This window comes from Streptococcus bovimastitidis (genome assembly GCF_001885095.1).
Taxonomy (GTDB): domain Bacteria; phylum Bacillota; class Bacilli; order Lactobacillales; family Streptococcaceae; genus Streptococcus; species Streptococcus bovimastitidis.
The window spans coordinates 41,049-63,729 of sequence record NZ_LZDD01000004.1; the positions used below are offsets into that span (position 1 = coordinate 41,049).

General features: G+C 38.4%; 28 protein-coding genes. 2 read left to right on the plus strand and 26 right to left on the minus strand.

Annotated features, from left to right (window positions below; all coding sequences use genetic code 11):
* Nucleotides 1–43: 43 nt before the first annotated feature.
* Nucleotides 44–235, plus strand: coding sequence for a DNA-binding protein (locus A9Q68_RS10045; RefSeq protein WP_071794565.1), 192 nt, complete (start codon nucleotides 44–46; stop codon nucleotides 233–235).
* 24 nt (nucleotides 236–259) lie between these two features.
* Entirely contained in the window at nucleotides 260–433 is a 174-nt protein-coding gene (locus tag A9Q68_RS10695; RefSeq protein ID WP_106404014.1) for a hypothetical protein, read from the plus strand.
* A 46-nt stretch (nucleotides 434–479) separates the two neighbouring features.
* On the opposite strand, the gene A9Q68_RS10050 is transcribed toward A9Q68_RS10695, so the two are convergent.
* The 26 genes from A9Q68_RS10050 to A9Q68_RS10175 all read right to left on the minus strand — a co-directional run bounded on the left by A9Q68_RS10050 (nucleotide 480) and on the right by A9Q68_RS10175 (nucleotide 22,663).
* Nucleotides 480–1,196 (minus strand): peptidoglycan amidohydrolase family protein, encoded by a 717-nt coding sequence (locus A9Q68_RS10050; protein WP_071794566.1) that lies wholly within the window; start codon nucleotides 1,194–1,196, stop codon nucleotides 480–482.
* 2 nt (nucleotides 1,197–1,198) lie between these two features.
* Nucleotides 1,199–1,435 carry a phage holin gene (locus A9Q68_RS10055; RefSeq protein ID WP_071794567.1) on the minus strand — a complete coding sequence of 79 codons (237 nt, stop codon included), beginning with the start codon at nucleotides 1,433–1,435 and terminating at the stop codon, nucleotides 1,199–1,201.
* A 2-nt stretch (nucleotides 1,436–1,437) separates the two neighbouring features.
* A complete protein-coding gene (locus tag A9Q68_RS10060; RefSeq protein WP_071794568.1) occupies nucleotides 1,438–1,761 on the minus strand; it encodes a hypothetical protein in 324 nt (107 codons plus the stop codon).
* Between the two features lie 11 nt (nucleotides 1,762–1,772).
* Nucleotides 1,773–1,931: a hypothetical protein gene (locus tag A9Q68_RS10865; protein ID WP_165605246.1), complete on the minus strand. Its 159-nt coding sequence runs from the start codon at nucleotides 1,929–1,931 to the stop codon at nucleotides 1,773–1,775.
* 62 nt (nucleotides 1,932–1,993) lie between these two features.
* Complete coding sequence (locus A9Q68_RS10070; protein ID WP_071794569.1) at nucleotides 1,994–2,392, minus strand: DUF1366 domain-containing protein; 399 nt, start codon at nucleotides 2,390–2,392, stop codon at nucleotides 1,994–1,996.
* 13 nt (nucleotides 2,393–2,405) lie between these two features.
* A complete protein-coding gene (locus A9Q68_RS10075; protein WP_071794570.1) occupies nucleotides 2,406–4,403 on the minus strand; it encodes a DUF859 family phage minor structural protein in 1,998 nt (665 codons plus the stop codon).
* 11 nt (nucleotides 4,404–4,414) lie between these two features.
* Nucleotides 4,415–4,816, minus strand: coding sequence for a hypothetical protein (locus tag A9Q68_RS10080; RefSeq protein ID WP_071794571.1), 402 nt, complete (start codon nucleotides 4,814–4,816; stop codon nucleotides 4,415–4,417).
* A gap of 24 nt (nucleotides 4,817–4,840) precedes the next feature.
* Entirely contained in the window at nucleotides 4,841–8,977 is a 4,137-nt protein-coding gene (locus A9Q68_RS11105; RefSeq protein ID WP_071794572.1) for a glucosaminidase domain-containing protein, read from the minus strand.
* Between the two features lie 4 nt (nucleotides 8,978–8,981).
* Nucleotides 8,982–10,466, minus strand: coding sequence for a distal tail protein Dit (locus A9Q68_RS10090; protein WP_071794573.1), 1,485 nt, complete (start codon nucleotides 10,464–10,466; stop codon nucleotides 8,982–8,984).
* The gene (locus A9Q68_RS10095) at nucleotides 10,466–12,511 is read right to left on the minus strand and encodes a phage tail protein (protein ID WP_240494235.1); all 2,046 of its coding nucleotides are present in this window, start codon (nucleotides 12,509–12,511) and stop codon (nucleotides 10,466–10,468) included. Before A9Q68_RS10095 ends, A9Q68_RS10090 begins: the two co-directional genes overlap by 1 nt.
* Nucleotides 12,489–12,743: a hypothetical protein gene (locus A9Q68_RS10100; protein ID WP_240494236.1), complete on the minus strand. Its 255-nt coding sequence runs from the start codon at nucleotides 12,741–12,743 to the stop codon at nucleotides 12,489–12,491. The genes A9Q68_RS10095 and A9Q68_RS10100 overlap by 23 nt, the downstream gene beginning before the upstream one ends.
* A gap of 65 nt (nucleotides 12,744–12,808) precedes the next feature.
* Nucleotides 12,809–13,213, minus strand: a complete 405-nt coding sequence (locus tag A9Q68_RS10105; protein WP_071794574.1) for a hypothetical protein — start codon at nucleotides 13,211–13,213, stop codon at nucleotides 12,809–12,811.
* On the minus strand, nucleotides 13,213–13,827 hold the full coding sequence (locus tag A9Q68_RS10110; RefSeq protein ID WP_071794575.1) for a hypothetical protein: 615 nt from the start codon (nucleotides 13,825–13,827) through the stop codon (nucleotides 13,213–13,215). The genes A9Q68_RS10105 and A9Q68_RS10110 overlap by 1 nt, the downstream gene beginning before the upstream one ends.
* 1 nt (nucleotide 13,828) lies before the next feature.
* The gene (locus A9Q68_RS10115; protein WP_071794576.1) at nucleotides 13,829–14,197 is read right to left on the minus strand and encodes a hypothetical protein; all 369 of its coding nucleotides are present in this window, start codon (nucleotides 14,195–14,197) and stop codon (nucleotides 13,829–13,831) included.
* Between the two features lies 1 nt (nucleotide 14,198).
* Nucleotides 14,199–14,603, minus strand: coding sequence for an HK97-gp10 family putative phage morphogenesis protein (locus A9Q68_RS10120; RefSeq protein ID WP_071794577.1), 405 nt, complete (start codon nucleotides 14,601–14,603; stop codon nucleotides 14,199–14,201).
* Nucleotides 14,604–14,915: a phage head completion protein gene (locus A9Q68_RS10125; RefSeq protein ID WP_071794578.1), complete on the minus strand. Its 312-nt coding sequence runs from the start codon at nucleotides 14,913–14,915 to the stop codon at nucleotides 14,604–14,606.
* Entirely contained in the window at nucleotides 14,915–15,445 is a 531-nt protein-coding gene (locus A9Q68_RS10130; protein ID WP_071794579.1) for a hypothetical protein, read from the minus strand. The genes A9Q68_RS10125 and A9Q68_RS10130 overlap by 1 nt, the downstream gene beginning before the upstream one ends.
* Nucleotides 15,446–15,481: 36 nt before the next feature.
* Complete coding sequence (locus tag A9Q68_RS10135; protein WP_071794580.1) at nucleotides 15,482–15,841, minus strand: hypothetical protein; 360 nt, start codon at nucleotides 15,839–15,841, stop codon at nucleotides 15,482–15,484.
* A gap of 14 nt (nucleotides 15,842–15,855) precedes the next feature.
* Nucleotides 15,856–16,827 carry a major capsid protein gene (locus tag A9Q68_RS10140; RefSeq protein WP_071794581.1) on the minus strand — a complete coding sequence of 324 codons (972 nt, stop codon included), beginning with the start codon at nucleotides 16,825–16,827 and terminating at the stop codon, nucleotides 15,856–15,858.
* Nucleotides 16,828–16,839: 12 nt separating this feature from the next.
* On the minus strand, nucleotides 16,840–17,400 hold the full coding sequence (locus A9Q68_RS10145; RefSeq protein WP_083426066.1) for a phage scaffolding protein: 561 nt from the start codon (nucleotides 17,398–17,400) through the stop codon (nucleotides 16,840–16,842).
* A 208-nt stretch (nucleotides 17,401–17,608) separates the two neighbouring features.
* Nucleotides 17,609–17,881 carry a hypothetical protein gene (locus tag A9Q68_RS10150; RefSeq protein WP_071794582.1) on the minus strand — a complete coding sequence of 91 codons (273 nt, stop codon included), beginning with the start codon at nucleotides 17,879–17,881 and terminating at the stop codon, nucleotides 17,609–17,611.
* Nucleotides 17,882–17,988: 107 nt separating this feature from the next.
* Complete coding sequence (locus A9Q68_RS10155) at nucleotides 17,989–18,180, minus strand: hypothetical protein (protein WP_071794583.1); 192 nt, start codon at nucleotides 18,178–18,180, stop codon at nucleotides 17,989–17,991.
* Entirely contained in the window at nucleotides 18,177–19,490 is a 1,314-nt protein-coding gene (locus A9Q68_RS10160) for a phage minor head protein (protein WP_071794584.1), read from the minus strand. The genes A9Q68_RS10155 and A9Q68_RS10160 overlap by 4 nt, the downstream gene beginning before the upstream one ends.
* Nucleotides 19,408–20,919 carry a phage portal protein gene (locus A9Q68_RS10165; RefSeq protein WP_071794585.1) on the minus strand — a complete coding sequence of 504 codons (1,512 nt, stop codon included), beginning with the start codon at nucleotides 20,917–20,919 and terminating at the stop codon, nucleotides 19,408–19,410. Before A9Q68_RS10165 ends, A9Q68_RS10160 begins: the two co-directional genes overlap by 83 nt.
* Nucleotides 20,920–20,931: 12 nt before the next feature.
* Nucleotides 20,932–22,188, minus strand: a complete 1,257-nt coding sequence (locus A9Q68_RS10170) for a PBSX family phage terminase large subunit (RefSeq protein WP_071794586.1) — start codon at nucleotides 22,186–22,188, stop codon at nucleotides 20,932–20,934.
* Entirely contained in the window at nucleotides 22,181–22,663 is a 483-nt protein-coding gene (locus tag A9Q68_RS10175) for a terminase small subunit (RefSeq protein ID WP_071794587.1), read from the minus strand. The genes A9Q68_RS10170 and A9Q68_RS10175 overlap by 8 nt, the downstream gene beginning before the upstream one ends.
* Between the last annotated feature and the right edge of the window lie 18 nt (nucleotides 22,664–22,681).

Genomic DNA, 22,681 nt, shown 5'->3' on the forward strand with positions numbered 1-22,681 from the left:
GCATATTACCTTGTTAGTAAAGATAAATAAATTGGGGGTAAGGATGAAAGTAGACACAGACAAAATAAAATGGTTATTAGAGAATGAAACACAGTACAAGATTTCTAAAGATACTGGAGTTGCTCAAGTGACATTGTCAGGATTGATTTCTGGTAAAAGAAAAATTGAAAACTTAACTGTAAAAGTCGCTAGCAAGTTAACAGAATACGCAGAAGAAATTCAAAATATTAAATAGATTGTGAGGAAGTTAAGAAGTTAAATGGTAACAGATAATCTATCAAGTCAGCAAAAAGATGATAAAAAATGGGCAGAAAAAAATAGAGAACATCGAACTTATTTATCAAAACGATCAACTGCTAGAAGTTTTATTAACAAGAACGCTACAAAAGAAGACTTAATAGAATTAAAACAATTAATAGAAAATAGACTTTAAAAATACAAAAAAACCGCCCAGAAATTAATCTGAGCGGTGATTTTTTTTACATATCTGTTGCATCGATTAGATAGCTATCTTCTACCCATTGATTTGATTGAGGCGCATTGATGCGTGCCCAGCCATTGATTTTTTCGTATACTCTGACTCTGGTGCCTGCAACAAGCAACTCTTTGTCTTCGGAATTTGCATCAGGTTTGGACTCAACATAATAATCCTCGGAAATCGTTGCCTCATAGTAAGGCATCTGAGAATTGCTGAGTGGAGTGTTAACATCAAGCTCTTTCTCAAATTGTGAGATGACCGCTTGTTGATTTACTGGTGCTGATTCTGAACCTGTGTATCTATATAGATACTCGTAAGGTTGCCCGTTAGCATACCAGATCTCATTGTAATCATTAACAGTAATGCCATTGTAGCCATAGTTACAATGAATGATGTTGCTGTCATCTAAGAACATAAAAGTATGACCACCAGCGCCCGCTGAGTAACCACGCTTGCCCCAAATTCCAATGTCACCTCGTTGCGGATAAAGCAACTCATTCTCAGCAACCAATTGATAGCCATTTTTAACCAACCAGTCATGTTCATACTCTGTATTTACTGCCCAACTGTTATCAGAGGCACCAGCCGAACGTAAAGCGTAATAAATTGAGCTTGAGCAGTCATAAGATGACGGACCATTTCGATAGTCCATTGAGTAAGTAACCTTACCTTGCCTTGCAGCCATCCATGCAATAGCTTGTTCAATATTAATTGTCATAGTTATTTTCCTTTCGGTCTTAGATAGTCCATGGCTTGTTCACTATCATTTATTCCAGCAGTTGTCGGGTCATTGATGACACCTAACAAAATCAGGATGCTGAGTACAGTGTTAAGCACTTCTTCCCAATTTTTTGGAAAGATGTCAAAGCCAAGTTGCTGAGAAAGCAACACGATAAGAGAGATTAAAGCGACCCAAAAATATTTGCTTTGTAAGCGTAAACCCCAATTAATTTTCATAACTATCCTACCTTTCTGTTTTCTAAAACCGATATGCGTGTCTCATGATTATCAAGACGACTGTCATGATCGATAACCTCTTTTTTTACCTCGTCAGACTGTTGCTTAGTGATATCAAGAGTCATATTAAGTAATTTTATTTGTTCTGTTAAAGGTTCTACTGTTTCTCTCAGAGCTTTATTGTTTTGATCATTTATTTTTTGAGCCATACGATTATCAGGTTCGACAACCAAAAACTTGTAAATAGCTATTAAAAAACCAAAAATGACCGTAATTGATGCGACAACGCTGGCCAAATCTGCAAAATTATCAATAATCGTTTGCATAGAATACCTCATTATTCTGAAATAGGCTGGTCAGTTACTTTTTGATCTAGTAACTCTTTGACCACTTCACGAAGATTAAATAATTTCGGAACATCTTCGAAATCGCAAATTCCGTTAGCAACACGACGATACCAAACGTCAACGATATAATGTTTTGTTGTAAAAACCATAGTAAATTCTCCTTTTTTTAACATATAAAATAGTGTAGTGATTGTGTTTAAAATATTTTCCATTAGCCCATACCTGACAAGCTAGATGTAATTAGAGTCGTAAGCTCTACAACTGCATTATCAATTTTAGTTTGCAACTCTTGTTTTATTTTCTCAGTTTGAGCTATTAATTCTTCTGTAGCTTTTTTTGATACTTCAATAGCTTGGTCAACCTCTGCAATTTTGCTCCCTAGCAAGTTGAATTTTTCGTTTTCAGCTCGCATTGGAAAATTGACTTGATAGATTGACTCCATGACTAAATCAAATAATTCAGTATTTGATTTCTTCTCATGTTCGGCCGATAAGAAAAACGGCGTTTCTTGGCCGTTAACATTTAGATAGACTACTAGCTCTGACGGCGAACCGCTGGCGTCGTAGTTTAAAGACTTCCGAACATATTCGAACGGTAAATTTACTGCCATATAACTTCTCCTTTTAGATTAACCAGCTAACAGAGCCGGCATAAGATTTATTAAATGCACTTGGGTTTAACCATTGCACATTACCGTTGACATCAACCTGGATATGAATTGAGTAGTTATTCACGCTATTATCCCACGAAGCAATTCTGAACATCTGTCTTCTTGGCGTCAATGCAGTTGGTATTGTCCCAACGGTTAAGCTAGTAGTGCCATTTGATATTGTGAAATCATAATAGAGTGAAACTAAATCTCCGACGCGCTTGTACTGGAAACCATTACCTATATTTACCCAACCAGTGTTTACTAAATTAGGGTGCGTACTTTGCGTTAAATACTGCCAACCTTTCCATGTTCCGGAATAACAAACACGATAAGCAGTTATAACTCCGTTAAAGTCAACGGCTTGTTGCAACACATATTGATCATTGTGTCGTTGGACTATGATATGGTACCAGGGATGTGACCCAGAAACTGCCGGTGGCAGATTGGTCAAGTTTGTATTATTGCCCATATAAAAACCGGTAGTCTTATAATTGTTTAGATCGCCAGTAGCGGTTATTTGAGTTCCGTCTTTTAAGCTTAATTGCAATTGTTGGATTTGCTTTCCATTAGCAAAAATGTCTCCGCCTACGTCAAGGGCACCTTGCTCTCTGATTTTCAAAATACCAAAACCGCTCTGATCATAAGCGAAAACAACGGCTTCGGTTCCTACCGTGAAGATAAACTCGGCCGAGGTAAACTTATCAGATAAAACACCTTTAACCGTCCACGACGACGTTGGCGAATACGAACCACTTAAATTTGCCGGAGTTGGAATTTCTGATATTGATGTCCAAGAACCGCCTGCAGCACCATTATCTAACGTATAGGTGCTAGATCCGAAAGGTGCAACGTAGAAGTCTAATTTCATGGTATTTTTCTGTGAACCAGCAACAGTTAGAGGCGATATTTTGGCACTTCTAGCAATAGTAAACGTGGTGTTTAATGTTGCACTCCTATTTGCTTTAAAGCTAAGTACTGGTGGCGCATAGTCTAAAATCGTGACGTCTCGTGTAATGATATTAGATACACGATTGCGACTATCGAAAACCTTAGCAGAAATAGTAACTGTTCCAGTATAATTCATCATGCCAAGAGTCCCACCATTAGTAGTGGTTGTCTGCCCTTTGCCTACAATTTCAGCATAATAACCGGTTATCGTTGATCCATAGGCACCAACAGTTTGGCCAAAATTGACCTTAATATCTGACATAATCCGGATAAACGCTTCCCCACCGGTCACTACTGCTCCTGATACTGGATTGTTATCAGTTAATGTAAAACCTGTAAGACTTGGGACAACACTTGTCGGAACATTTCCGTAAAAAGTATAAGAGTTAGTACCTAATAACGTTGAACCTGAATAGGTATCAACATAAATCGTACCATTGCCTTTTGTTGCACTAGGAATATTGCTAGCAAAATCAATAGGCGGAGTAAAGCTTGCGCTAGTACCTAACGTCCTATCAACGATAGTGCCTAAAACGCCATACCAGTTATAACGAATAGTATGTGTAAAGCTAGCGTCAGTCTTGGTTATATTGATAGTAAAGGGTTGTCCCAAATCAACAGTTGACGGACTCAAAGACGCCGTACTAGCTCTTGGAATATCCGTCAACTTAAAACTATTTGTAATTGTTAGCTTTCCAGGGCCATAACCACCTTGGCCATTAAAGACTGCCGTAAAGTTGGCAGTCAGTTTCCCTTGTGAGTCGTGAGTAACTATAATGTTTTTATCAATCAGAGTTATTGTCTGATTGAAGCCCATAGAGGTTACTGTTGTACCATTTAGGGTTTGCCCAGCAATTGTGATAGATGAAGTCAAAGAGTAGCTAGCAAAGGAATAATTGCCAGATACAATAAACATTCTTACTCTAATAGTTGATTGATTTTTTATCTTATCTTGTGACACTTGGTCAAGCCATAATTTGAGGTAATACTCACGGCTTGACGCACTACGATATTCTGTCATATTTTTCCTTTCTAGCCTACTTTGATACAGATATTAATATCAGGGTTTGCATAGTATTGTTGTACCCGATATTTACCAATCTGAACACTTGTTGAGAAGATACCATTTTGGATATATAGCGTACCTTGCGAAATATACATGACCTCTGCACCAGCAGAGAAGATTGAAAATCTGTCTTTGGACATTTTAGCAGCTGCCGTACCGTTTTTATCTGCGAAGATAAGACCTTCTTCTCCAACTTTGAAATAGTTGTCTAAGAAGTTCCAGCGTTGCGCTATGTTAGCTAAGTTAGTTACTGTCTCATTCAGACTTTGCGTTAACATAGCTAAATCAGCTTCTGATTTGGCCTTGTCAGCGTCATTGTTCTGAGTATATTCCTGATAAGAAGCAATTAGATAATTCAATTGCTCCATGCTAGCTTTAGCTTCCAATTCTGCCTAGGCAATATTGGCTTGTTCAGCAAGAGCGTTTAGTTGCTCCTGAGTTAATGCATCATTAGCTTTTGAATTTAAAGCATCATCAACATCCTCAATTGGTCGCACCCAAGACTTGCTGGCAATATTCCCAATCATAAAGTTTACATTGGTAAATTTAACCGTATCTAAATCAGAAGCTGCCCCATCAACATATCTATTAGAATAAACAAGTAGACGGCTATCTGTCGCCAAATTTGGGCAAACAAACGTTAGTTCAAAGCGCCCTTTTTCATTCAACACTTGGATAGCGTTATTTTTACTTGATTGCAAGAATAGAGTTGTAAAAGGATGTGCGTTTGTAGGAGAGTGGATAGCAAAGCCAACCTGTAGTGAGTAAATAGTAGCAACGGTTGATTTTCCAACAATTTCAGCGTCAAAGCTAACAGTGTAAGTTTGTCCTGATTGCAAGATATTAGGCAAGTTCGCGCTTGAAACAAGCTCTTGCGCCCATGCTTTTAAAGTGAAATCTTGAGACGATACATTATTAGCAAGATACTTACTAGCTAATAAATTTCGATTACCTAATGCAATCGAACCAACCATATTAACCCATTTATACTTAGTCGGGTCTGTGCTATCAGTCGCAGTATAATCCGTGTACTGACCAATATATTGCTTACCTACGCTATCAGTAACACTAAATCCAGTCTTACCATCTGCACTATTTGCGTAAGCTGTATGCCAATATGGCGTAAGACCGTCGGCACCTTTAGGCCCTTGAATACCTTGTGCTCCGTCAGCACCTTTAATCAAGTTCCACTTATACTTGCTAGGGTCGGTTGAGTCAGTCGCAATTTGGTCGACATACATACCAATATAGGTTTTGCCGACGTTGTCAGACACAGAAAAACCACTAGTTCCAGTGGAATTGGTGGCGTAAGCGATATGAGTGTAGCTTGATTTTCCATCAGCACCCACAGGACCTTGGATACCTTGGTCACCTTTAGGGCCTTGTAAACCAGTGGCACCAACTGGGCCTTGCGGTCCAGGGTCGCCTTTAGGACCTTGGGGACCTTGTTCTCCTTTGATAAGTGACCAAGAATATTTCAATGGATCCGTGCTATCATCTTGCACAAAATCGGTATAAGTACCTAAATACGATTTGCCAGCACTATCAGATACAGAGAAACCAGTCTTACCGTCAGGACTCGTCGCATAGGCCGTATGGAAGTAAGGCGTCTTACCATCAGCACCAACCGGGCCGGGAAGTCCCTGGTCGCCTTTGGCACCTTTTATTAAGGTCCAAGTATATTTGTTCGGGTCGGTGCTATCTGCTTGGACACTATCAACATAGATACCTATGTAAGACTTATTAAGGCCATCATCTATACTAAAGCCAACAGAACCGTCAGAAGCATTTGAGTAAGCAATGTGCGTGTAGCTAGAAGTACCAGCAGGACCAGGTAATCCTTGTGGCCCGTCTAGACCATCAACGCCGTCAACGCCATCTTTGATATTTGCAAATGTCACTTGAGAGCTTGTAATAAACTCATTGCCAACATAGGCTTCAACCGATACAACGAAGTTATCCGATATTTCGGAAGCAACAACCGTATAAGATAACCCACTAGATAGCAGAGTGTCGACGTTTTTGAATTGGAAAGTGGCGTCGTATTTTTTATTATTTTTCCATAATTCTGCGGTCAAAATTGACTCGCCAACATTATTTTTAAATAATACTCCATTGGTTGTAATCAACCTTAAATCATAAGGTTTGGCCAGCTCTGCCAATTCTTCTTCACGAGAATACAAGTAATCTGAAATTTTACTCTCAAGCGCCTTGTAGTTATCGAATTTGGTTTTATTTTTACTCTTGTCAGTAAATGACCGCTCTTGTCTTGACACACGAGCTTGGAGTGTAAGGGTCGGGCTGAACCTATTGTCAACAATTCTTACAGTATCTCCTACATTTAAAGTATCGTCAAAGGCTGCGACATCATAAGATAATTCAGGATAACATACCTTTTTCAAGGCTTCTAAAGCAGTTGAAATTAATACTTCCTGATCATCAGTTTCTACTTCAATATTTTCACGAAGCCACGGGTCGTCGGTTTCTTCTCCAGTCAATACAGCTGGGTAAAGTTCTGCTGCTAATGGAGCATATACTCCGCCATTTTTGACATAAAATTCAACCTCGCCTTTATCATTTTTGTACTCACGGTAAAGTTTAGGGTCAATAGTCACAATTTTTTCTTGTTGACTAGTTTCGGTTATAGTTTTTGGCTCAGCATTACCGCTTTCAACTACTGGCGTATTAGTAACGGTTACGGTAGCAGTTGACTCTACACGTTTACCTTGAACCAATTCTTTTGGCCAAACTACCGTTTGCGTTACACGTAAGTATTGACTAGCAGAATAAGTCCGTTCTTCTAGGTATTGGTGCCCAGCAAAGTTTTGCTCTAAAATCGTTAGAGTATCGCCAGAAATTGATTTAACTACGGCCGTATGACCATAGACGCCAGTATATACCGGACCGCCTGCAAACGGCTTGACGTTGACAATAACACCAGCATGGAAATCTGCCGTGCTTTTTGGCGTGAATGCTTTCCAGCCGTATTGGCCCCAGTTATAATCAGTTCCAATATATGCTGCTGCCATACCGCCACGAATTAGACCACGAATAGGACCAAGCCCGCCATTTAGACCAGCTCCACCTAAACGATACGAGAACCAAGCTGGAATTGCATAACATTGGCCAGAACCAACAAGACGACCTTTCAGCCCAGTTAAGGCATTCAAAGCGTCTTTGGTTTGTTGTGCAACATTGACAACTGGAGCAGGACCGACGGTGCCTTTACCCCTGAATAAATCATCTAGGGTGTCCATGGCCTTATTATTAAGCCGGTTGACGTTATAGCGAACGTCTTTCATTGAGTAAAGATATTTAGAATAGCCAATAGCAGCATAATCATATAATGCCCCACCTACTCTAAAAAGCCCTTTTGTGAAGGTATCTAAATTATTAGCACCTTTTACTTTATAAAGACCTTGTTCTGCTAGCAGATATGTATAATCCTTAAAATAATCGGCCACACTAGCATAATGATTATAATAACCACCTTCTGCAGCCGGACGAGCCATACCTCTGGTTACTTGGACACCACTTGGTCTAGTTGTTTGACCAGTCCATGTCATTCCTCCCCAGTTGTTGTCAACTTGGCCAACTGTTGATTTACCCCAGTATGACTCAACAAATAGTTGGGTTAAAACACCAGAAGGTAACAATTTGTAATTAGTACAGTGTGTTAAAAGCGCTTGAACATTAGCCTTAGAAATCGACCGACCAGCATAAGAAAGACCGCCACCAGAATAGGTAACGGCTCTTGTTTTAGGGGCAACGTATTTAGGGTTGGGCTTAGTTGTCGTTACGTCAACGGTCTTTTTACCAGTTGGGAAGAATACAGTCTTAATATTTTGTTTAGAAGTTTTCTTTTTGACTGTATCGACATTATCTCCATATTGCAAAATAACATCATCACGACGTTTACCGACACCCTGGTTATTTTTACCGTCATTTTTTCGGTAAACATTCATAATTAGAGATTTTAGAGTAGAGTCTTTGTTCAGATATGTTCTAAACTCAATCTCTGCGTCAAATTGATTGGCAATGGAAATAAGACGTTTTAATTTTGTATCAGTACCAGTCCACTCTAAGGTTCTTTCAAAATCAGCAACTTCATTGTGACCAATAGTGATAGCACCAAAATTAAGAATTGTAAATGTTTCACAGTAATCTTCAAAGGACATTTTCGTTGTCGCTTTGTATGGGCCTGTTTTTTCATTTAGCAATTCAAGGTTTAAATCCTCACAAAAAACGTGAATTTCATCTTCATCTTCTTCAACGTCCATGACGTTAAATAGCATTTTACGTCCTAAAAAAGTAAAAGAGACGAAAGACCGCAGAGAAAGTTCCTGATAGGCTTTTCTATGGAGCATGTCGTCATCTAATTCTTTTTTCTCGATTGTGAAGTCAAACGTATTAGTTACCGTCGTTAAATCTTCAACCCAGAGGTCATTGTAATAATTGAGTGTTTTTTCCTTTGTGTTATCTAAAAATGCGATTTTCTGCATTTTTGAATTATGAATAGTTAAAAGCATTCAATTACCACCTCTCCTCGTAAGTCAATTTAACAATAGGTTTTTTTGTATTCCATGATGAAAAATGGACCTCAAAATCTGACGGACCAACTGGAATAACTGGGAAGCTATCAAACCCGTCTGCAACGATATTTAGATTTTTAACGTTATCAACAGTTACAATGTCACGCTCACTATCAATAACAACTTCGCTTCCTTGGGCAAAAGCATTTGGAATATCAAAGTCATAAGTAACCTTATCTTTGCGGTACATAAATTCATTGAGCAAGGCATAAGACATAAACGGACGTTTATCAAACGCCCCAATACCAATATGAATTTTAGTACCAATACGCCCTTTTAATTCCGGGAAAGTCCTCTTATATTGCGAACCAAACCAGTGAACTGATACTTGATCATCAGACCTCGTTAAATCAGACCAACCACGAGGTGCATTAAAAGGGTTATGATTGTTATATTCAGTAGCTTTAAATTTCCAGCGGAGCGGAGTGTTTTTATACCCGCCGTTACCGTCAGTTACCATGAAATTGTATTCAGTTTCAAGGCCCTTTTTACGTTTAATAGTTTCGACCCCATATAAAAAATCTCCATTTGCGTCAGAAACGGAGATTTTTATAAAACCAAGTTGATTGATGTTTAAGCACCAAAAAATTTGACGCCACCATATATAATCATTTAGTGAACCACCGTCAGGAATATCAAAAGTGATAGAACCTGCGTGATTGGTTCCGGTTGTTGCTGGGTAGCTTGATAAATATATGTGAGACCTATTCCACAATTTTTTAACGGACAATGTCCCGTCAAGCGTCTGCATTGCGTCATTAAAACGGCCTGCGTTAGGTGTAGCAATTGCCAAAGCCTGGTTAATATTTTGCGGAGCGCTTTCCTTGAAATTGTAGGTAACAACGGAGTGTTGACGTGGTTCAGTATCTACTTCTTCCTCATCTCCCAATTGAAAAACGGATAGACGGTTAACTAGACCAACATATCCGTTTTCTTCAGTATGGTTAAGCGTAATGATAGGAAAAGCCTCTTTATTACCGTTATTTTGAAGATGAAAGACTATCTTATCATCATATTCAGTAAAGTCAGTGGCTTCTTTATATGTGGTTGAATGTTCCTGACCGTCTAATGCTAGGAACGAAAGTGTTAAATCAGCATTTCTAACTTCGCTTGAAGGATCAGATATGTCTACCAGAGTAACAACAAAGTATTTGTCGGGCCTATCCGAAAAGATAATTTCAAATTCTTCTCGGATAAAAATAGAGTTCAAAATATCAATTGTGGCTAAAATATCTTCTTTAATAAAAATATCAACCTTAATCAACTTAGAACCATATTTTTTCTCGATTAATTGTGCTCCACGCTTACCATACTGTTTAACCGTATTTGTAATATCTGCGGTTGCTGGCCTATGAATTTTCTTAATTTGGAAATAAGGGCTTAGGTCAATGCCGTCCGCAGTCATTTTTTTGAATACTTTAACCATTAAACCTCGCCTCTCAATCTTTTGTTTCGTTTATTAGAAAATTCAATTTTTTCTTGTGTTTTCTTCCAAGTTTTAGCAACAACAGAGTCACTATCAAGTAAGACGTCAATATCTTTATCTAGCAACTCGTCTAGTAATTCCACCATTTGAGATAGAAGCGATACAACAACACTATCTTCGCTAGATGTTGCTTCATGAATTCCTTGACCAATTTGACCTAGCGTCTTCCTATTAAGTGGAAGAACAGCTTCCGGTCCTGCTTCTCCACCTACCATAGCACGATCGCCATTCATTCCAAATAGCGTCGGAGCGGTCATAATACCACCCTTGGCATACCAATCAACGCCAACAGAAGGCAGTGAACCTTTGCCCATAAAGCCCCAAGGCGCTTCTCCTCCACTTACTGAAAAATGAGGTAGAGAGATATGTGGTAGACTCCACTTGAAATTAAACATTGATTTCATCTTATTGATACCACTTTGAACAGCATTCTTAGCCTTATCAATCGCACCAGAAATAGTTGAAGCAACAGAGTTCCAGACACTTGATGCAGTCGATTTAATACTATTCCAGGTATTTGATAGAGTAGTTTTAATACCATTTACGACGTTTGATACAGTGTTTTTAATGTTGTTCCAGGTATCAATAGTAATTTTGGCAAGAGATAATAGTATATTCCAAACCGTTGTTTTAGTATTTTCCCAAGCTTTTCCAAGCCAAGACATGAAGTTAGACCACATCTCTCGTCCAGTTTTAGTTTGCGAGAAGAACCATATCAAGGCAGCAATAATAGCAGCTATCCAACCAATGATAGGTATAGAAGTTATTGCAGTTGTGGCAGTTGCTGAAAATGCCATAAATGCAGTTCCAGCGGCAGTTAGCATGCCTGGTAAACTCATAAATAAAGTTGACAAGCTCCAGCCAGCAAATGCTAGTCCTATTCCAACAATAATAGATTTAAATGCATCAGCTTCTGGTCTAGACTGGTTTAACCATTCAAAAAAGTCTGCGCCGATATCCATTGCGGTTTGGAAAGCGTCAGCAATTGTTTTAATGGCACCACCAACATCTTCAATTGTTAATTTAGCCTCTTGTCCACCGCTTAGAGCAGTCCAGATATTAGAGATCATTTCACCAAATGCGCCTAACATATCTCCAAAACGTGCAAAGCCTTCTTTAAATGACTGAAGGGCTCCGTTTTCTTTAAGCTCTGTTTTTAATTTGCCAAGCCATTCTTGTGTTGCTTTAATCCAGCTAACCGCAGTTTGTAAACTAACCACTACTGGTTTTAATACAGCCCCGCCAATGCTAACTTTAAAATCTTCCCAAGCTTGCTTTAGATTGCCCATGACGTTTTCAAAGCCGTCAGACTCACGGGCAGCCTGCCCCATTGCACCAGAAACCTTATTGGCGTCTTCGTACATTTTAAGCAACACTTGTTGTTGTTGCTGGCCTTCTAGATCTTTATAGGCTTTGCCAAACATTCTAGTAGCAGCTTCATTACGTGTGGTTTCTGTTGATAAAATACCTAGATTGTCAGCAACTTCAAAATTACCTTTTAGGTAAGATTTTAGGGTGTCAGTTGTTTCTTCTAGTGATTTATCATAAAACGCCGCACTATCTGCTGCCGCAGTAGTGGCACGAGCCGTGAAATCTAAAGACTCTTTGGCCCCCATACCAGTCACCTTAGCAAATGAGGCTATCTGATTAAATGCTGGCTTAATACGATTAGGCAAGGCTCCGGCTTGTTTGGCAACCTGGTCTAATTTACTCCTAGCTTCTTTTTCAATAGATCCAAAAACTTGGACGAACTGGGACTCAATGGCCTTGGCATTTGCTGACGCCTGGACTACCGACCGCCCGAAGTCAAATAGAACCTTTCCGGCAAATAATGTGCCAAGAACGCCGGCTAACTTGCCAAATATAGCACCAATTTTACCAGAAGCGCCTTGTGCCTTGCCAGTTGTTTCATCAATAGCCTTGTTGGCTTCTTGGTTTTTGATCCCGATAGAACCAAATAGTTTAAATATTTCTATTGTCTCCACCCCCTATCTCTTTAATAGGCATACTTAATATACTTTCAGCTAGTTCAATTGCTTCTTTATCTTTATCTACGCTCTGCGTGATACTCTTACCTCTTGTTTTAGGCATGTACTTATCAATAAATTCTTTAAGATTAATTTCAAAGTCTTTAGCCAGCCATATTTCACGTAATTCCTCACGGGTTTTTGCGTCGATTAGATAAATTAAAAAGTCCACTGTCTCTTTCATGGTCATTGACCTCAAAAGTTCTAGTGGACTAGCGTATCTTCTAAAAAGTATGTCTTTAAGCTGGTGGACCTCTAATTTAAGAGTGAGGACATAGATTTGAAAAAATCTTTCAGTTCTTCTTTCTTGAAGAAGTCAGTGATTAATTTCATATATTCTGGCATAGATAGTTTTGAAACATCTTCGCCGGTTAAATCTGCTAAAAAGGCGTTAATATCGTCTTTAGCTTTACCAATGTTTTTGATAACCGTAAATGCAATTCCACCAATCATTTTAGCACCACGTTTTTCAATCATGGCTTCTTGCTCTGCTTGTTCAGCTTTTGTTAGCTTCTTAGTTTTACGGTCATTTAGACTAATTGCTTTTCCAGTCTCAAACTGTTTATCAATTAAATCCATGACATCATCTTGAACATCTAGTTTGCCAAGGATAGACAACATCACAAAGATATCGTCTCCTCTAAGTTCTCTCATTTCCATTAAACAGTACCAGCCTCTCCGTCAGGATAATAAATGCGACAAGGAAGTGTTAGGTCTTCAACTTGTTCTTGATCAGCATGAGCCTCAAAAGTCATTGCAACAACCGCTTCTTCATTATCTTTGAACTCTGTTTCTAAACCAGAAGTACATAAAGCATTATCAAGAATAATGATAATCTTTTGGTTAGTACCAGATAATGTGCCAACAATACCAAGGTTTTTGATATAGTCAGTTAATTCAACCTTACCTTTAGCAGTTACGACTTTATAGTTAGCAGGAGCTGTTTCCCCGTCTCCAGAAGTAACAACGCCGTTGATTGCTAAGCGAATGTTCTCGTAAGTCAATTCTTTAACATTGGTTTCTAGCTTAGCATACTGGCTTTCAAGAACCTTTTGCCCAACGGCGTTTGTAAATACACCGTCAATTTCAATTGTTCGGTAGTTTTGCTCGATAGTTAGCTTGTTACCGTCAGCAGTTGCTCCCAAACGTTCGCCCTGCCAAGTATTAGTTGCTTTGTCCCAAGTCAAATTCTTGTAAACTGCCCCAGCATTGATAATATAACTTTTTGGCGTGTCTTTTGTGTAGCCAGTACCTTTTACTGGTGTAAGTTCCATATTAATTTCTCCAATCTATTTTTAAATAAAAACGCATGCTCCTACGTTGTAAGCTATCAGAGTCTGGCAAAGTATTGCCAGCACCTTCAAACCTTACTCGTAAAAAGCATGAGTCTAACATGACTGTATAGTGTTTTAAAGCTAACTTTATAGCGTCAACAGTCGTTTCGATTTCCTCATGATTAGTACCTTTATTGTTATAGATTTCAATATCTAAATATGACCCATCGGTCTCCCAAGATATGCTTTCAGTATCTAGGCTAAAAACAAGATATGGGTAAGTAACAGACGGACTGTTATTAGACATATAATAGCTTTCAGGCACTACCGATTGAAGCTTTTCTAAAATAGCTTTTATTACTTCTTTCATATTACCCACCTATCAACCGTAAACATTCAGCAATAATAGCCTGTATCTGTTTCTTATTACGTCTAAAGGCCGGCCTTAGATATGGCTGAGGCTCCATTCCCCAAGTGAAGAACCATTCTCCGCTTGGATCCTGATAAACCCAGCCACCTTTGCGCCCGTTGCCTTTTTCAGCAAATTCCCCGGTACCAAACTCAACCCATATAGCATATTCACAATTGGTTCCAATATAAGCAACTAAATCTGCTTCATTTACCTTGTAACCAATACTATCTCTTAAACCGCCAGTATTTACGGGGGTAAGCAATACTGCTTGACCCTCGACTAACTGACAAATTTGGAGTAATGCTTTAATCGCTTGCTTTTCAATGACTTTCTTAGCCATTGCAGACTTATCCACAAATTCCATTTAGACCACCTTCTTCAAGTAAATCTCTAAATGGTGGTTGATGTTTACTGGGTTATCAACAAAGGTAACCTCATAAACTTGGCCATTATAGGTAACATGATCAGCAATAGTTACTTGAGCATTTATATCCGGGCTAACAATAACATGGGTACTATTAGCCGTGATTGCTTTTTGATCAATGGTTTCATTTCCACCGAGCATATCAAGCCACCCTTTAAAGCTGCCATTAGGAATATATGAAGCGACATATTGGCCAAGGTCGTTTTTAACGGTTGTCTTATCGTATTTTAAGATTTCAAAAATTTGATCCACTATGACCACCTCAACTTTTTATATTTCTTCAAAAATCCTAAAAGCGTCGCAGGATAGCCTTCTACGCTCTCGGAGCTAGTAACATCATAGTAAGTAACAGACCAACGACTAATGCTTTCAGATTTTACACCGATTTTACCGGCCATTTTTAGGTCGTAAGAAATAAGCTTCTTAATCCCTTCTACAACGTCAGCAGGATAGCTCACTTTTGTTGCTATGGCGTTAGAATTGATTTCTGGTATAAATGTGCCACCAACTTCAATACCATTGCCAGAGACGCTCACAATTGAATATAGACCGTCATTATACTGACTGCCATTTATTTCTATTGTTTCTCCTGGTTTAAAAATGTCAATACGGCCAACGCTAGCCTTTATTATACTGCCAGATAAATCAAGATTACTAATTCTAAAGTTCATTACCTGAAAATTATTGTTAGTAATGTTCCTAACCATTGTTTCAAGGCCAATTAGTGCTTCCTCTGTAACATTTGGATCTATTTTTTTAGCTTCTTCAAGTGAAATAATCATTGTCTACCTCCAAAAATAAAGGAGAGTAGCTTATGACTACTCCCCTGCTTTAACTAATTCAATTAAGATTTCTTTTTTTGCCGTTTTAGCATAATCTTGACCACGTTCGTCAAGAATAGCTTTTAATTCTGCAATGTTTAAATCTTCTAGTGGTCGCTCTTGGTCGATTTCATCAACCGCAGGCGTTTTCGCTTCATCAGCAACACCTTTTTTAGGTACTTTAATAAGCTTACTGATAAGCGGACGGCCAATAGCATTGTTAAACGTCGTTAATTGATGAATGCGTTCCTCGGAAGGCACATGACCTTCACGAGGATAGATAGCATTTACTGGATATTCAACATTTTCATCTAAACCGTCGATAAACGGTTCAATAACTAAATATAGTTCTTTCATTTTGGACTCCTATATTAAACGGTCGCAGTATCAACCAAGTGCTTGATTGCTACGATACCAATGTTCTTATCGTCGTAAACTTTCTCCCAGTTAGTAGCGTTTGCCAATTCAGCATTTGAAGGTGTAAGACCAGCAACGGATTTTGAAGTGAATTTAACACCGTATGGGTGGTAAACGAAAGCACGACGTGTGAAGATTTCATCAACGCCCGCGGCAGCCTTACGAGAAGTTTCAAATGTTGTTAAATCAGCAGGTTCTCCGGTATTGCGTCCGAATGCTCCAGAAGCAAGCAAGTAAGTAGTGTAAACATTGCCTTCTGGTGCATTGCTATCGTCAACAACTACACGGTAACCAAGGTAAGTTGGAATTTGTACAGTTGCGTCAGTTGGTTGGATATATTGGATAAGGTTATCTTTTTGTAGCTTAGTATATACCGCAGAGTGCATTACAATCATTTGTAATTTGTCTGAAGCGTCTCCAAGCAATTGTTTTGCGTCTAAAACAGTTGCAGCAGTGATATTTTTAGTGCTTGCGTCTAGTAAGTGAGTAGTTGCAAGAGCACCACCAGAGCTAAATAGACCTTTAAGTACCGCAAGCAATACCTTTTGTTCTTGGCGAACCCAGTAATCGTTCATTTTAGCCAAGATTGATTTTACTGGATCAGAACCAGCAAATACTGCTGCTAATTCATTTGCAGACCAACCACGTCCACGGTACATAACAACCGCAATATCTTGACCAGCAGTGATTTTGCCAGTACCAAGTTCAGCAGAGTCAGATAGAACCTCATCTTCTCCGTTCAAATCATTCCAGAAAGGCATGTGGACAAGTTTTCCACCGGCAGAAATCATAGCAGATACACGAGCGTCTGGCACTGCAACGCCAGAGCTAATAATTGCAGATTTTTGAGCAGTATATTGCTCCATATATTGGTTAAAAACTTCGGGTGTGATTACGTCTAATACTTTTGTAATATCGTTAGCCATTTAATTATTCTCCTATTTCTTAGTTAGTAAGTCAGTAAGGTTCACGTTTGGATCCTTAAGAGCGTCAACAATAGTTTTTTCATGGACGGCACCTTGTTTAGGTAAGTCTGCCCCGCCTAATGCTTGGTAACCGTCAGGGTTTTCGGTTTTTTCTGGCGCAGTTTCAAAGAATTTAGGATAGTTTGATTGTAAATCTTTGATTTTATTATCAAGGTCAACAATGTTACCGTCTTTATCTGTTTCAACTTCGCCTAACTTATACATAAGATAGTCAACATCTAGCGCCTTAGCATTGCCAAGAGCGTCTTTAATAACTTGCTTCCTAGCAGTTTCTACCGCCTGGGCCTCTAGCTCAACGACCTTATCTTTATAAGTTTTTAATTCATTTTGCAATTCTTCATTATCTTTGTTATTTTTCTTCAAGGTGTCTAGCGTACTGTTAGCTTGTTCCAGTTTGCTTTCAGACTCATCAAGCTTGGTCTGGACGCCTTGAACTGTTTTGCCATGTTCAGCCATGATTTTGTCAATCACTTCTTCAGATAATTCAAGTCCTGCTAAAAATTCACGTTTCATATATTGCCTCCTACGTCTAGTTAACGTGTGACGAGCACGAGATTTTTATATATGGCGACAGTTTAACGCCGTGACGGGCGATTTTGTGCATTAAAAAAACCGCCTCGAATTCGACACGGTTTAAAGCAGTCTATTCCTGCCAGTCAAGATATGGGATCACGCTCCTTTCAGTTTTCGGACGGTTTCAAGGTGTAATCTCCTTTCTATATTATTTCCAAAATTGCCAAAATGGCCTTTTATTGGTTAAATCATTCAAAACATAATCTTGCAACTCTGCTAGAGCTTCAGAAAGTGCATAGGTTAGTTCTTGCTGGTCAACGATAGCCTTTTTAATGCTGGAAAACTCTTTATTTGTCGCCAGGCAATTCCTAGACTCAACTATTTCAATATCAAGAATTTCTTGGTTGATAATTTTAAGACTTCGATTGATTTCAGCTATTGATTTTTCAATATCTTTTTTCTTTTTTTGTCGTTTATTCACATTTTAATTCCCCCTTTTATTTTTTGGAAAACTTTAAATTTTAGGTACTTAAAAAGGCACACAATAAGTGTACCTATTGATTTTATTAGTTTCAAAATAATTTCCTCCTAAGCTTCTTCAATGCTCTGAATTTTATTTTCAAAGTATTCAAGCATAATACCATCTGAAACTACAATAATTGAATCTTGCCCTTCATCATTATCAAATTCATCGCAGAAATCAACCACTTGACCCTTTATTGTCTCTCCATTAGTAAGAGTTAAACATACTTTTTTATTTAAATATTCCCAAAGTTTCATTTTTCTCCTCCAAACGTTGGAACAATATGCGCTCCTGTTTTACTATAATGTATCCTGAATTTATTAGTTTCAGTCTTAAAGCCCGTTCTTTGATCAATGTAGACTCCTACAACTTTATTATGAGTAATAATTTCTTTTTTTGGCACAAAGCCAATATCTTTATTGTAAGGAAACTTACCTTTACCAGAATACATTTTGATTAGGTCAGCAGCTTCATTGGTAGATATAGTCAAATAACTAGGATCATGTTTGATACCTTTCTTCTTGTTATTAGCTATACGCTTTGAATGTTCCTTACTTCCGATAATATGAGCTAATTGTTTTTGCTCATTCATTTCTACTTTAATTATACCACTATCAACAGCTGAGTTAAAACGTACAGACATCTTTTTTTGTTCAGAGGCAATATGATTTGCTTCCCATTCACGATAGTTTTTATATTCAACAACTTTCTTAGTCATATTATCTCTGCGGAGTAGTATTGTATCATCTCCTTTGAGTCTTGATATTGTTCTACATCGACAAGCAATATCTTCAGAGGCGATACCAAACATGTGAGGTTGAAGAGCTTTATGGCCATTTATTTCAAAATATCCGCTTGGTTTAACTCGTTGGCCATCTAATTCTTGATGGTTATGTCTGGTACGTTTATCAAGAGTTGCTACCCATTGTTTTTCAAACTCAATTCCTAATTTTTCGGCTTCAAGTTGAGACTTTTGTCTTGCAACTGCTTGTACTCGTCCTGCTTCTGTCCTAGTAATATTCAATGCACGTCGATAAGAACTATATCCAAGCTCGGCAAGTCTAGCTGAAACTTTGGGGTAGGATAAACCTATTAAAAAAAGCCTTGTTAGCTCGTTCTTAATATTTCGTTTAAGGTCGGGAACAACACCATCATTAATACGCTCAGAAAGTTTAAAATTAGCAACTGGCGTTTCTATGATGGTCTTTAACTCTTCTTCACGAAGTAAGGCGAAACTAATACCGCCGTGCTTACTTTCAAGTTCATAAAACAACTCGTTATAAGCAAGTTTTCCAGTATTCATTAAATGACCGTTTATGGCCCCTCCAAGAGACTTTCTAAGGCGTTCGGCTGATATATCTAATTGGTCTAAAAGGGCTGTCATTTGACTCAATTTAAGCTTCTGTGTTGATGTTAAGTCATCAAAGCTATTGAAATCTATTTGCAGTGCTTTTCTTAGGCTTTTTATTTCCTCAACATAGAGATTAAACAGACGTTGATCCGTTATCTTGTCCGACTGTTTCAGCAGGTCCTCTATTTCCCGCTGGAACTTGTTCAATTCCGACATCTGACACCTCCGTCAATTGGTTCATATCGCCTTGATAACCTTGTTCTTCAAGTGCTTTTTGTACTTCTTCGGCATCTACTTCCAAAATATCTGCTAAAAGATTTAAAACAGTCTGATCATCAAGTCTAGGTGCAGCGGTCATGATATTACCAATCAATACTTGCTTAGTGTCAGCCTCAATTTTAGCAATGTTAGCATTATCAACTTCGTTGGCCATGACATCACGAATGATTGTAATTTCAAGGTCTGAGGTATCATAGTTCTTACCGTTCAGGCTATTGATATTCTCAATGATTAGCTCTAGCATTTGCTTAAGCACTTGTCGTAACCTAATCTCTGTGTGGTTACATTTTAGATCAAGTAAGCTATATCGTGATTTAATAACGACGTTTGTAATGTTACCGTCACCAACCTGAGAACTATCAAAGCCCATTCCGAACTTGTAAATAGCCTCTTTATCAATTGCCAGTTTAGTCTTACGAGCTTCAACTGGTATATCAACAGTCTTGACATCAATACCGCCCTCTTCACCAACACCAACGGTCTTACGACTCTTTAGGTTAGTTACTAAAGTATCGAGGTTATCTCCTTCAAAACCTCTAACAACATAAATTGGATTATCAAAATCAATCAGGTTATTTGATAAGGCGCAGGCCATTAAATCATAATCATCTATTAGGTCTTTGATACGCTTCAAGTCGTTTGTCTTACGCTTGTTGTTATCAAACCTAATAAATGGAACACGACCGTACCCCTTACCCTCGATAACCTCACCTTTTTTTCTCAATTGGTGCTTGGTCGGGTTGATTTGTACAGATGTGTCAAGCATAGCTTTACCGTCAACGCTCACAAAATAAAAGACGTTTTCTGTTGTCCACAATTGAATTTTAGTGACTGTTTTAACCGTGTCATTTACTATGATTTCATCATCATAATAATAGATTAGCTGGGACACTTCATAATTTTCATCATAGATTTGGATGATACGCTGGGCGTCTGCCGTTTTAAACTCAATCTTACCGTCAGCATTCACTTTCCAGAAAACATATTCAATTGACTTTTGACTAGCTCCTTCAACCATTTCTTGCAGCATTAGCTGGAAGTCTTCGTCAATATAACTATCAAGTAGTTCTTGCAGGCCTTCTTGATCAGTTTTTACCTCGATAGGGTTAGACAGCAAGTACTGAACCTTTTGGTCTACCAGCTCCGTAAAGAATGCGTGAGCTATCTTTGTGTTGCTTCGGTTCTTTTCCTCTTTTAGCTTACCCTCGTTATCAAAATAAAAAAGTCTGTAATCTAAAATATCGTGCTTAGCGTCGTAATACCTTAGCCCGGTCTCCATATCTTTTTTTAATGGACCTACACGGTCATTGCTAACCTTGGTCAAAAGTTCGTTACCAAGCGTTATTATATTATCAGTTTGTAGCATTTTACCTCCTTCTTAAACAAGCCATTTAGCACCTTTTTTCATATCTTCACTCATGGCATAACGTGTGGCATCAATTGCATGGTTGTCTTTATCTTCAAGTCTTGGTTTAGGATTTCCGTCTCTATCAACCTGGTAGTCAATATTCTCAAATTCCCTTGCGATATTAGGCGTTCGTTTAGGGTCAATGCAGATAAAATCTAAATCGTCAAGCCAACGCTCGCCGTATTCAACAGAGTCCGGACCTTTTTTAACGCCTTTTATCCGTTTGATGCCAAACTCGTTTTTAAGCTCAGCATTACTTTTAGGCTCAGCACTTTCAGCAAACATCTCATCACTCTGATATCCTTTCGTCGTCAACCACTTAGCCAACTGCCTGTTTGATATCTTCTGCCCATAATACTCGTCAATAGCATAGATACCATTTTTCTTTTTATCATAATGCCAACGTACAAAAGCAAGCGGATCAGTTGCATAACCATAGTCAATACCGTTACGGATATTATCGAAATCGGCTACTTGTTCGTCAGTAATACGTTCAAAGCGTAAGTTGTCAAATGGAACAACACCAGAACCAATGGCCTTACCAAGATATTCCCAATCATATCGTGACTGTGAACGCTCTTTAGTAGCCTCAGCTTCAGCGATAAACTCTTTTGAAATATATGGATTATCAAAATAGGTTGAATGATGAACAAATGTATTGGCTGGTTGGAATTGGCTCTCATATTTCTTGTTAACCCATGACTGTTTTCTTTTAGGTGGGTTATAAGAGTAAAAGAACTTGTAAAAAAGACCATCATCTAATTCACCACGAAGTAGTGAGTTAGTGATCGTCTTGACTTCATCTTCAGTTTTAAACTCTGCAAGTTCCTCAATCCATCCAATTGCAAACGGAAACTGTGCATCTTTTAAGGACTTAATTCTTTCAGGGTCCTGTGCCCCTCTAAACACAATATAATTGCCTCTAGGAAGATAGGTTATCCTCAATGGGGATTTATTAAACTTAAATAAATGAGTTACACCTTGCTCAGCAATGGCCCATTTAAGCTGTTCATATACTGATTGCTCAAGCGTGTTGTCTATTTTACGAATACAAACAGCATTGACAGCATACCTCATTATGATTTGAGTGATGATGTGTGCAATATCTGACGATTTGCCAGAACCACGACCACCTTTACAAACAACATTAAGGATATCTTTACTAAAAGACGCTTTCCAAACAGGATGGAACCTACTCGGTAAAAGTTCGCTGATTTTCTTAGCCATCTAAATCACTTCCAATGTCGTCAACAAAAACAACAGTTTCAATGTTTGCATCAACTTCAACTTTGTCAGTAAATAATTTATAGCGTCGTCCAAGCAGTTCAGCAGCTTTAAGCCTGTCTTTTGCCCCAACATCAATGTCAACTATTTCTTGGCCCAATTCACCAATACTGATGAGGGTTTTCTCTTTATGTTCGCCTCTCATTACCGCTGATAAGTATTGCAAGACCTCTTTCTGATCAGCAATCTTTTCTGAGTCTAATATTTTAAGTCGCTCATCAATATAATTTTTAATGCCAACATTTGCCAACAATTTATGAGCTTGCGCCCTGGCATAATTTTTACTATAACCCGCACTTATAGCTGACTGTTCGATATTACCAGAGATGATGTACTCATCTGCAAAGCGCTTCTGTTTTAATGTTAATTTACTCAATTTTCCATCACCTCCTTTTGTGACATAATAAAAAGCCAGCATCTATGTGCTGACTGTACC